At 72.5% G+C, this 12135-nt stretch carries 3 protein-coding genes; all 3 read right to left on the bottom strand.

The genetic code is table 11. The features are described from left to right. Positions 1–20: 20 nt before the first annotated feature. From ACH4G3_RS40580 to ACH4G3_RS40570, 3 genes are read right to left on the bottom strand one after another with little or no spacing between them, the layout of a single operon-like run. A complete protein-coding gene (locus tag ACH4G3_RS40580; protein WP_397629174.1) occupies positions 21–7502 on the bottom strand; it encodes a MupA/Atu3671 family FMN-dependent luciferase-like monooxygenase in 7482 nt (2493 codons plus the stop codon). After that, a complete protein-coding gene (locus ACH4G3_RS40575) occupies positions 7499–10669 on the bottom strand; it encodes a type I polyketide synthase (protein WP_397629173.1) in 3171 nt (1056 codons plus the stop codon). Before ACH4G3_RS40575 ends, ACH4G3_RS40580 begins: the two co-directional genes overlap by 4 nt. Continuing rightward, a complete protein-coding gene (locus tag ACH4G3_RS40570) occupies positions 10669–11946 on the bottom strand; it encodes an MFS transporter (protein ID WP_397629172.1) in 1278 nt (425 codons plus the stop codon). The genes ACH4G3_RS40575 and ACH4G3_RS40570 overlap by 1 nt, the downstream gene beginning before the upstream one ends. Positions 11947–12135: the final 189 nt, after the last annotated feature.

Here is a 12135-nt window from a genome sequence, read left to right as displayed (position 1 = left end):
CGGCGTCACGGACAGGAGCGTCAGTGCCCGAGTGCCCGGCCGGTCTCCTCGCGCAGGAGCTCGACGTAGTCGCGGGCCCAGGCCTCGATCGTGGTGCGGTCCCACAGGTCGGCCGAGTACTCGACGAAGCCCTTCAGTTCGTCGCCGGCCGGGACGAGGCCGAAGGTGAGCGACGTGCGGGACGCGGCGGGGGCCAGGTCCTCCACCGCCGTGGTCACGCCGGGCAGTTCCACCTCGGCGTCCAGGGAGCTCTGGTACGCGAAGCCGACGTCCAGGCGGTCCGGCACCTCGACGCCCGTGCGCTCCTGCAACGCGGGGGCGATCCGGCGCACCGGCACGGCCCGGTCCATGCACTCCACCGCCGTACGGGCGATGCGGTCCGTCAGGGCGGCGAAGGAACCGGCCGCGCCGCCCCGCACCGGTAGCGCGAAACCGGAGATCGTACAGGCCAGCAGGGATTCGAACGCGCGGCGCTCACGGTTGGCGTAGGAGATGTTGAACACCACGTCGGCCTGCCCGGACTTCCTTGCGAGGAGCCGGCCCAGGGCGGCCGCGGTGACCACGAACGGCGTCGTGCCCCGCTGCCGCGCCAGGCGCTCGACGGCGGAGCGCACCCCCGCGGGCACGGTGAACATCACGGCGCCGCCCCGTCCGCTCGGCTGCTCGGGCCGGGGCCGGTCCAGGGGCAGGCGGACGGTGAACGGCACCCCGTCGAGGGCACGCAGCCAGAAGTCCAGCGTCCCTTCGTCGGTGGCCTCGTCGGCCTGTTCCCGCTGCCATTCGGCGTACTGCGCGGGCTGGCACCGCACGGGCGGCAGAGTGTGGGGTTCGTCCCGCAGGGCGAGCCCGTAGAGCGCGGCCAGTTCCTTCAGCAGCAGGCTGACGGACCATCCGTCGCAGGCGGAGTGGTGCAGGACGAGGAGCAGCACCCAGGTGCGCTCGCCGGTGCGCAGCAGGCGCAGGGACATCGGTGTGTCGTGTGTAGGGTCGATGGGTGTTTCGGCGGCCTGAGTGCTCGCCTGGTCCAGGGCTGCTTGCCGCTCGTGCGCGGGGCGTGCGGTGAGGTCCTCCAAGGGCAGCTGAACCGGGCCGGGCCGCAGTACCTGCTGCTCCCAGCCGTTGCCGCTGCGGGCCAGGCGGGTCCGCAGCCCCTCGTGTCGTTCGACGAGTCGGGTCAGGGCGGAGCGCAGGGCCGCGATGTCCAGGTTTCCGGAGAGGGTGATCCGCAGGGCGACGTTGAAGACCTGTGGGAGGGGGTGTTCGGCGTGCACCGTGGCGAAGCGGGACTGCTGCGTTGTGGCGGGTGCCCTGTGCTCCACCGTGCCGGGGCCGTCGCCTCCCTCGGCCGCGGGGCTCGGCGTCACCGCCGCGAGCGTTCCGGCCAGGTGGGTCGTCATGGCCCGCAGTGTCGGCTCCTGGTAGAAGCCCAGCATCGGGTACTCGGTGCCGAACTCCTCCCGGACTCGGTTGACCAGCCGCATCGCGGTGATCGAGTGGCCGCCCAGGTCGAAGAACGAGGTGTCGGCCGTGACGGCGTCGGTGTCGATGCCGAACTCGGAGGCCCACAGGCGTCGCAGGCGTTGTCCGATGTCAGTGCGGTGGCCGGACGCCGGCTCGTCCCCGCCGGTGCCGCCGGGCCTGCGGCCCGGTGCCGTGGTGACGAGGTCGGGCGCCGGCAGCGCGGCGCGGTCCAGCTTGCCGTTGGCCGTCAGGGGCAGGGCGGCCGGGATCCGCCAGGCACGCGGCACCAGGTACTCCGGGAGCCGGGCGGCCAGTTCCTCGGCCAGGAGGTCGGCGAGCGCCTGCCGGTCGTCGGCCGTGCCGCCGATCGGGTCGGCGGGGACGGCAAAGGCCGCCAGATACGCCTCCCCCCGGTCGTTGCGGCGAGCCAGCACAGCCGCCTCGCGCACACCGTCCAGGGCGTTGAGCACGCGGGAGACCTCCTCCGGCTCGACACGGAAGCCACGGATCTTGACCTGGTCGTCGGCCCGGCCGCAGAACTCCAGTCTCCCGCCGCCGTTCCAGCGGACCAGGTCACCGGTGCGGTACCTGCGGGCGTTCGGACCGCCGCCGGAGTCCGGCAGGAAACGTTCCTCGGTGAGTTCGGGGCGGTGCAGATAGCCGAGTGCGACACCGGGGCCGCCGACGTACAACTCCCCCACCGCGCCCACGGGCACCGGGCTGCCGGCGGCGTCGAGCACGCTCAGCGTCACGTTGTCGACCGGGCGACCCAGCGCGATGGGACGGGCGGGGTCCTGCCCGGCTGCGGCTTCCTGCGGGGACACGGTCTGCGTGGTGCACAGGACGGTGACCTCGGTGGGCCCGTACACGTTCACCGTCTCGTACGGCGCCTCGGGCCGCGGGCGGGTGCGCAGGACGTCGCCGCCGAGCAGCAGGTGACGCAGGGGCGGCTGGTCCGCCGGGGGCAGGCGGAGTACCTGTTCGCCGAGGGCGGTGGGGAGGATGGAGAAGGTGACGCCCTGCTCGGTGTACCAGCGGGCCAGGGCGAGCGGGTCCCTGCGCAGGTCCTCGCCGGCGATCGTGACCGACGCTCCCGCGGTCAGCGCCGGCCAGATCTCCAGGATCGAGGCGTCGAAGCTCTGGCTGCACACGACGGCGCTGCGGTCGGCCGGGGTGCAGGAAAAACGCCGGTGCTGCCACTCGCACAGGTCGACCACGCCACGGTGCGTCAGCTCCACGCCCTTCGGGGTGCCGGTGCTGCCCGAGGTGTACAGGACGCAGCAGGCGGACCGGGGATCGGGGGCGGACAGGGTGGCAGGCGGATGGGTGGTGCGGCCGGTCGTGTCGGGCCGGACGACCCTCACGTGCGCGGGCAGGTTCAGCGCGGCGGCCTCTTCCCGCGTCGACACCACCGTCCGGGCCCCGCACTCGGCGATGACCTGCTCGGCGCGTGCCCGGCCCAGCACGGGGTCGAGAGGCACATAGGCGCAGCCTGCCTTGAGCGCTGCGAGCATCGCGACGACCAGGTCCGTGGAGCGCGGAAGCCACAGGGCCACCGTGTCGCCGACGCCGTCGGCAGTGGTGTGCTGCTCGCGCAGGAGGGCGGCCAACCGCTCGGACCGTTCGTCCAGTTCGCGGTAGGTGAGGCGACCGGTGCCGCTGATCACCGCCGTGCTGTCCGGCCGGATGGCTGCCTGCCGGGCGAACAGAGCGTGGACGGTGGTGTCCGCGGGCGGGCGGGTCGGGCCCTGCTCCCAGGACCGCGGTACGGCCTCCCCTTCAACGGCGGTCTCGACGGCGGCCTGGGCGAGCCGTGACAGGGGCGCCTCGGGAGCGTCGACCGCGGCGGTGAGCAGGTCCCGGAAGGTGGTGAAGAACCCCTCGACGGTGTCCGGGTCGAACAGGTCGGTGTTGTACTCCAGATGGCAGCGGATGCCCTGCGGCTGGTCGGTGAAGTACACGGTGAGGTCCGTCAGCGACTTGTCGGGACCCGCGTCCAGCGGTGTGGCCTCGATGCCCGGCAGGTCGAATCGGAACGGTTCGGCACGCTGGAACTCGGCGAACGCCTGGAACACCGGCGTCCGGTCGACCGCCCTGGCCGGGGCGAGCTCCCGCACGACCTTCTCGAACGGCACGCGGGCGTGGTCGTAGGCATCGAGGGCCACCGAGCGCACCCGGTCCAGCAGCGCGGTGAACGCCGGGTCACCGGACAGGTCGAAACGCAGCGCAAGTGTGTTCACGAAGAACCCGAGCACGTGCTCGGCCCGCTCGGGCCGGTCCGAGAACGGGGTGCCGACGATGATGTCCCTCTGCCCCGTGATTCTGTGCAGCGTCGCCGCGTACCCGGCGAGCAGCGTCATGAACAGGGTGCTGCGGCGGGTTCGGCTCAACTCGCGCAGGCTGCGGGAGAGTTCGGGGTCGAGTGTGTGGAAGACCGCCCGGCCGTTGGACGTCATCGGCGAGGGGCGCGGCCGGTCGGTGGGCAGGGCGAGGACGGGCAGGTCGCCGCCGAGGGTGCGGCGCCAGTAGGCCAGGTCCTCGTCGGCCGCGGGGCCGGGCGCGGACGCCGCCTGTTCCCGCGCGTGCTCGGCGCAGCTCCAGGTGAGGGCCGGGAGGTCGGGGGTGGTGCCGTCGCGCTCGGCCCGGTAGAGGACGGACAGGTCGCGGGCGAGGACCGTCGCGGAGGCCGCGTCGACCACGATGTGGTGCAGGGACAGGACGAGAACGTGCTCCGCCTCACCGAGCCTGACCAGCCGGGTGACGAACAGCGGGCCTTCCGCCAGGTCGAAGCGGCGTGTGCTCTCGGCCGACAGGACGTCCTGGAGCGTGGTTCCGTTGCCGCCGGTGGCGTCCACGAGCTCGAAGTCGGGATCGGCGGATGCCCGCACCAGCTGACGCGGCTCACCGCCGGTCTCCCGGAAGACGGTGCGCAGCCCCTCGTGCCGGGCGACGAGGCCGCGTAGTGCCGCGCGCAGGGCGGGTATGTCGAGGGGGCCGTCGAGACGGACGGCCTTGACCTCGTTGTAGGCCGTACGCCCCGGCAGCAGACGCTCCAGGAACCAGATCCGCTCCTGCCCCGGCAGCAAGGGCGCGTCGGTGGAGGTGGGGTCGGTGGTCGCCGGTCGGCGGTAGTGGCGGCGCAGGGCGTCCAGTCGGGGAAGGCCCGCGCGCAGCTCGTCGGGGGCGACACCGAAGTCGACGAGTGCGACGATCTCGTCGGCGCCGGCCTCGGTCACCGCGTCCACGACCGGGCGGACGGTGTCCACCGTGCCGATCAGGGCGCGCTGGTCGCAGTAACGGCCGTAGGCACGGCGGAACACCGTCTCCAGGTCGTCCTCGCTGAGTGCGGCCAGATCGACGCTGTGCCCGAGGCTGTTGGTGACGCCGCTGAAGAGGGACAGGGACGCGCGCATGTAGCGGGACAGTGGCTCGTACGCCTGAGTCCTCGCGGTGTCGTGGTCCTCCGCGAGGTAGGTGTGCAACAGGACGGCGACCCGGCCGGCCTCCGGGTCCAGGCCGTGCCGGGCCCGTGCACTCCGGTAGCGGGCGATGTTCTCCCGGAGCTGTTCGACGGTCTGGGTCATCAGGTTGGTGACGATGCCCAGGTCGTGGCGGGCGGCCAGTTCGTACGAGGCGGGGTTGCCGACCACCGCCGTATACATGGGTGGAGCGTCCTGCACCGGCCGCGGGAAGAGTCTCAGGTCGGCCTCGCCGTCGCCGGTGGTGCGGCGGACAGGGGCTCCGCGCCAGAACCTCCGCACCTCCTCCAGCTGTTCGAACATCAGCTCCTTGTGCCGGCCGAAACGGTCGGGGAAGAAGGCGAAGTCCTTGGAGCTCCAGCCACTGGCGACGCCGATGCCGACGCGCCCGCCGGAGAGGTTGTCGACCATCGACCACTCCTCGGCGACCCGGATCGGGTCGTGGAGGGGCAGGACGACCGAACCGGCGTTGAGGCGGATGCGTTCGGTCTCACGGGACAGCGCGGCCGCGAGCACCGCCGGGTTGGGGAACAGGCCGCCGAAGGAGTGGAAGTGGCGTTCCGGCATCCACAGCGCGTGAAAACCGTGCCGGTCGGCGAACCGGGTGATCTCCATGAGGAGTTCGTACCGGCTGGGGCCGGATGCCGAGGGGTCCTGCGGGTAGTCGCCGAAGAAGTAGACGCTGAAGTCGGTGGTGGCCGGGGCGACTTCCCTGGCGGCGGGTGTCGTGCGGGGCGCGGTGACCGCTGCGGCGTTCCAGGCCATCGAGGCCACGGGTGCGGGCGTCGCCGTCGGCGTCGGCGTCGGTTCCGGCAGTGGCGGTCGCGGTGACGCGGGCGCGGGCGACGCCGTTGGTGGTGGCGCGGGCGCGGCGGCTACCGGTTGCGGTGGCACGAGCGCGGGCGAGGGTGCGGCGGCTGCCGGTTGCGGCGGCAAGAGCGCGGCGGCCCGTTGCGGTGGCGCGGGCACGGGTGCGGGCGCGGCGGCTGCCGGTCTTGGTGGCGCGGCCTTCGGCGGCGCCGGCCGCGCGCCCGGGAAGAATCCCGCCGACCGCAGCTCGCGCAGCGATTCCCGTACGGCGTCCGCCACGAACTCGATGTCCCCGTCCGAGTGGGCCGTCGACAGGAAGAAGTTGCGCCACTCCCAGACGTGCACGCCGCGCAGCATCAGGTGGTGGTAGAGGAGCTCCATGTCGGCGCGGTGCTCGAAGCGGAACTGGGAGCCGAAGTGGGTCATCCGCAGCGGGTACTCCTCGGCCTCGAAGAAGCCGTTGAGCGTCGCGGCCAGTTCCGCGGTGCGGGCGTTGAGGCGCTCCTGGAGGTGTGGGCTGTGCTCCTTGAGGTGGGTGAGTACGGCGCGGGCGGCGACCATGGACACCGGGTGCTGGATGTACGTACCACCGAAGAACGTCGTGTCGGCGGGCGGGTAACTGTCGTCGCCGTAGGACCAGTAGCCGCCGTCGACGCCGTCCATGATGTCGGCGCGGCCCGCGATGGCGCCGACGGGGAAGCCGCCGCCGAGGAGCTTGCCGTACGTGGCGAGGTCCGGGGTCACGCCGTACAGGTCCTGCGCGCCGCGCAGGGCGGGTCGGAATCCGGTCAGCATCTCGTCGAAGAGCAGCACGATGCCGTGGCGGCGGGTCAGCTCCCGCAACCTGCGGACGAACTGGACCGGTCGCAGCGAGGGGTGTCTGCTCTGCACGGGCTCCACGACGACCGCGGCGATGTCGTCGGCGTGCCGGGCGATCGTCTCCAGGGCGGTGTCGCTGCCGTAGTCGAGGACCAGCAGGTCCGAGACTGCGGTCCGCGGGATGCCCCGGGAGACGGGCACGGTGATCCGGTCGGCGCCGCTGCCCGAGGCGCGGCCCAGGACGTTGTCGGCATGGCCGTGGTAGGCGCCCAGGAACGTGACGATCTTGTCGCGGCCGGTGGCGGCACGGGCCAGGCGGATGGCCGCCGCGTTCGCCTCGGTGCCGGAGTTGGCGAAGGCCACCCGTTCCAGCCCGGTGAGTTCGGCGAGGAGTTCCGCCGCCTCGCCGGTCTCGGCGGTGCGGGGACCGAGCTGGATGCCGCGGGACAGGTGCTCGCGCACGGCCTCGGTGACGAAATCCGGCTCGTGGCCGAAGAGAAGGACTCCGAAGCCCATGGTGATGTCGACGTACTCGTTGCCGTCGACGTCCTCCAGCCGCGCCCCGCTCGCCCGGCGGCCCGCGATCGGGTACAGCATCTCCTTGGTGCCACTGCGGAAGCCCACCACGGCACGGCTGTCGGCCAGGACGCGGCGGTAGCGCCGGGCAAGCTGCTTGGAGATGGGGGTCCTGGCGGTGTAGCGCCGGACGAGGTCGTCCAGGTGCGCCTGCTGGGCGGACGGGGAGGCCTCCCGCACCATGCCGGAGTTCCTCGCGACCGACACCCGGGGGCCGTGGACGCGCGCCGGTTCCGGGGACCGCGGCTCCGGGTCGGGGGTGCCGGCGCCGATCTGCTCCGCGATCCGCTGGGAGAGTTCCTCCATCGCCGCCAGGTCACGGTCCAGTGCGGTGGATATGCCGTTCAGCCCGCTCACTTGGCCACCTTGCCGTTGAGCCGATCCGTCACCGAGGCGGTCTGGAGCGCGAGCAGCTGGGAGAGCTGGGACATCATCTGGAGCTGTATCCGGGACATCTGCTGGATCTTGTCGGCCAGGTCCTCCAGCTCCTGCCGGGTCGCGTACTCGGGAGCCGGGGCTCCGGCGGCCGGGGCGACCACGGGGCCGGGCTCGGTGGCGGTGGGTGGTTGCGGTGCGGCAGGCTCCGGCGCCGCGGGCCGCTCCCCCACTGCCCCTGCAGCCACTACCCCTTCAGCGGAGCCCGCCACGGCCTCCGGCATGCGGGCCACGATGAACTCCGCGAGCCGCCGCGGCGTCCCCGTCTCCTCCAGCAACTGGCGCATCGTCACCTTGACCTGGTGCTCCTGTTCCAGCTCCCGCAGCACGCTGATCATCTGCAGCGAGTCGGCGCCGAGGTCGAAGAAGTTCGCGTCGCCGGCGATCACCGACGGATCCTCGCCGAGATGCCGGGCGGTCGCCGCGACGATGCTGTGAAGTACCCGTGCGACCGCTGCTTCCTGCTGAACCACTTCGGCTCCCTTGCTCGCTGGTGTTCCCGTGCTGAGGGCCGTCGGCTCCGGCCCCGTCCAGTGGTCCTGGTGCTGGAATCGGTAGCCGGGCAGCGGGATGCGTCTGCCGCCGCTGCCGGCCAGGAGCGTCTCCCAGGCGACGTCCGCTCCCGCGCAGTGCAGCCCGGCTGCCGCACCCCAGAGGGCGCCGATTCCGGTGCCGCGTCGCAGGGACGGCAGCGCCCGTACGCCGGGCAGCGCACGGCGCGCCAGGCCGCTGAGGATGGTGTGCGGCCCGATCTCCAGCAGTACGTCGGGCTGCTCGGCGCCGATGGCGCGCAACGCCTCGTCGAAGCGGACGGGCTCGCGGGTGTGCCGGAGGAAGTGGTCCGTGCCGGGGATCCAGCCGGGCGGCCGGGTCGTACCGTCCAGGGCGCTGACGAACGGGATCCGCTGCCCCGGTGTGCCGCGCTCGTCCAGCAGGGCGCAGGCCCGCTCGACGGCCGCCACGGGGCCGGCGAGCACCTGGGCGCGGGCCCCGTTGGTCACGGCCGGCTCCAGTCCGGGGACCTCGGCGGCCAGGGCGATCGCGGTCGCCCGGTCGAGCGGTGCGGCCACCATCGCGCCCGGCGCGCAGCGCTGCTGCATCAGCCGGCCGCGTTCCGTGGTCAGGCGCAGACCGTCCTCCAGTGACAGGGCTCCGGCGGCGTACAGGGCGGCGTACTCTCCGGCGCTGTGGCCGGTCACCGCGTGCGGTGCGACACCGCAGTCGCGCCACAGCCGCACGAGGGCGCACTGCAGGGCGAACAGCGCGGGTTGCCCGGTGTCCGTGCCTCCGCGTGGTGCCTCCCCCGAGTCCTCCGTACACAGTGCCGCGAGCAGGGAGTCGCCGGTGAGGTCGCTGTAGTGCTGTTCGCAGGCGTCGAGCACGTCGCGTACCGCGGGGAAACGCGCGTAGAGGACGGTGGCCGTGCCGGAGTGGTGGCTGCCCTGGCCGGTGAACTGGAACGCCACGCGCGGGGCTCCCTCCCCGGGTGCAGTCCCCGTGGTCACCGCCGCTGCGGTGGTTCCGGCGAGCCAGGCGTCGAGGGCGTCGGCGAGGGCGGCCGGGGTGGAGCCGTGGGCCGCGAGGCGGTGGCGGCCGTGGCTGCGGCCGAGGGCGGCGGTGGTGACGAGGTCCGCCGGGTGCGGTGCCGGTGGCTGCCGTAACCGGTCGCGGAAGGCCCGGGCGTTGTCCGCGAGGGCCTGGGGGCTGCTTCCGGAGACGAGCAGCACGTCGGCAGGCGCGGCCGAGCCGGTCCTGGGCGTGGATTCCGGGGCTTGTTCCAGGATCAGGTGGACGTTGGTGCCGCCGACGCCGAGTGAGGTCAGGCCCGCGCGGCGGGGTAAGTCGCTCTCCGGCCAGGGCCGGGCGGTGCAGGGGATGTAGAAGGGGCTGCGGTCGAGGTCGATGCGGGGGTTGGGCTCGCTGAAGTTCGCCATCGGCGGGATCACGCCGTGGCGCAGGACCAGGAGGGTCTTGACGAGGCCGGCGAGCCCGGAGGCGGCGTCGAGGTGGCCGATGTTGGCCTTGGCCGAGCCGAGGGCGCAGTATCCGTCGCGGTCGGTGTCCTCACGGTAGGCGCCGGCCGCTCCTTCGAATTCGATCGGGTCGCCCTTGAGCGTTCCGGTGCCGTGCGTCTCCAGGTAGCCGATGGTGTCCGCGCCGACGTCTGCGCGCCGCAGCGCCTGGCGTATGGCGGCGTGCTGGCCCCGTGCGCTGGGCGCGGTGAAGGCCGACTTGTCCGCGCCGTCGTTGCTGATGCCCCAGCCGCGGATGACGCCGTGGATGGTGTCGCCGTCGGCGACCGCCCGGGCCAGCCGCTTCAGTACGACGGCCAGGACGCCGGTGCCTCCCACGGTGCCGTCGGCGCCGGCGTCGAAGGCCCGCAGGCGGCCGGACCTGGACAGGATCGAGCCCTTGACGTAGCGGTAGCCCAGGACTTGCGGCACGTGGACGGCGGTGGCGCCGACCAGGGCGATGTCGCAGTCGCCCATGAGCAGCGACTGGGCTGCCGTCAGCACGCCGACCAGGGAACTGGAGCAGCCGGTCTGGAGGTTGACGGCGGGGCCGGTCAGGCCCAGCCGGTAGGCGACGCGGGTGGCGGCGAAGTCGGCGTAGTTGCCGACGGTCATCTGCATGCCCTGTGCCCAGTCGGACGTGGGATGGCTGGGCAGGACGTTGTTGAGCAGGTAGTTCTGGAAGGTGTACAGGTGGTAGCCGGAGCTGGCGTAGACGCCGACGCGGGTGCCGCCGCGTTCGTCCGGGTAGCCGGCGTTCTCCAGGGCGTGCTGGGCGCACTCCAGGAACATGCGTTGCTGGGGGTCGGTGAGCCGGGCCTCGCGGGGGCTCATCGCGAAGTGCTGGGCGTCGAAGCCGGCGATGTCGTCCAGCAGGCCGGAGGCGCCGACGAAGTCCTCCGCCTGGTACTCCTCGGCGGGGACACCGGCGGCGGCGAGTTCCTCGTCGGTGAAGCGGGTGATGCAGTCGGTCCCGTCCCGGACGATCCGCCAGAGGTCCTCGGGCGTGTCGGCGCCCGGCAGCCGGAAGGCCATGCCGATGACGGCCATCCGCGGGTCCGGATCGCTGGTGCTCATCAGCCGCGTCCCTCCGTCATGGTCGGTGTATCGCGGGCGGGTTCTTCCGCGGGCGGGGCGGATGGTGTCCCGCCCCGGCTGACCAGCCACAGGAGCAGGGCCGCGCACAGGGCGATCGCGAGTCCGTGGAAGGCGGCCACCACCTTCAGCGGCGAGAAGGTCTCCAGGAGGGCGCCGCTGACGAGCATGCCCAGTCCGAAGCCGGTGTTCTCGGCCGAGGCGCTGAGCCCGAAGAGGCGGCCGCGCTGGTCGTCGGGGGCGGTCTGGAGCCTCGACACGTAGACGATCTCGGTGAATCCGTCGGCGGCTCCGGCGACGAGCGCGGCGATGACGGCGGGCACGGTCGGCAGGCCGCAGAAGACGACGATGAACCCGGCCGACATCACACAGGCGCCGAGCGCGAACGCCCGTTCTCCCGGTGTCCGCCCGGTCTTCTTGGTGATCCGGCCGATCACCTGCTGGGCGACGATGTTTCCGATGGCCCAGGTGGCCCAGAACTGGCTGATGAACGTGGCCGGATGCTCCGGGTCCAGGCCGCTGGAGTAGATGGGGAGGGCGACGTTGTGGGAGGACGAACCCAGCCCGTCGACCGCCCGGATGGCGATCATCGCCATCAGCAGCGGCGCGGTGCCCAGCAGCATCCGGGCCGTCCGGGACGCGGCGCCGGAACCCTTCGCCGAGCCGGAGCCGGAGCCGGAGGCACCGTCCGCCGCGTCGGTGGCCGCCCTGGTGCGGACGGGAAGCAGGGACAGCACGGTCGCGGAGACCAGGAAGGTGGCGGCGTCCAGCGCGAACGCCGCGGAGTAGCCGAGCTGCGCGACGACCACGCCCGAGGAGGCGAACCCGGCGATCATGGCGAGCGAACGCCCCGTCACCAGCAGCCCGTTGGCCCGGACCCGGTGCTCGGCGCCGACGATCTCCGGGATGCTGCTGCGCAGGGCAACCTGGGACAGTGTCGAGCAGCCGCCCGTGACCACGGCCAGGACGTACAGCAGCCCGGGGCGCGTGCCCTCGGGGGCGAGCAGCAGCGACAGAAGGGCCACGGCCTGGCACAGGTCGGCGCCGACCATCAGCCGCTTGCGGTCGTGGACCGAGACGAGCCGCCCGCTCACCCAGCCCGACACGACACTGGTCGCCAGCCGTACGGCCATGAAGAGGCCGGCGGCCAGCGCGCTGCCGGTGGCGTCGTAGACGAAGACGTTCAGCGCCACCATGTTCAGGTAACTGCCGTACGCCGAGATGCCGTTGCCCAGGACGAGCAGACGGAAGTACCTCATGCACCTTCCCCTGGTCTGCATGAAGGGTGTGACTGGAGTACGACCGGTATCCCCTTGCCCCCCAAGACGCCGCCCACCGGCGGCCATTGGTCCGCAACCCAAGCAGACCCGGACTGGCGCGTTCAAGACTCCAAGAGTGGTCTAGACGACTTTCAGTCCGGATTTGGCGATTTCGGAGCGCTCGGGAGC

Origin of the sequence: Streptomyces afghaniensis (assembly GCF_044327915.1) — a bacterium.
Classification (GTDB): Bacteria; Actinomycetota; Actinomycetes; order Streptomycetales; family Streptomycetaceae; genus Streptomyces; species Streptomyces afghaniensis.
Note: the sequence above shows the minus strand (reverse complement) of the source record. Positions and strands in the feature narration are given on the sequence as shown.

What these genes read in the sequence shown, in the direction of transcription:
- ACH4G3_RS40570 (WP_397629172.1), bottom strand. Translation starts at nt 11,946, where the DNA reads ATGAGGTACTTCCGTCTGCTCGTCCTGGGCAACGGCATCTCGGCGTAC.
- ACH4G3_RS40575 (WP_397629173.1), bottom strand. Translation starts at nt 10,669, where the DNA reads ATGAGCACCAGCGATCCGGACCCGCGGATGGCCGTCATCGGCATGGCC.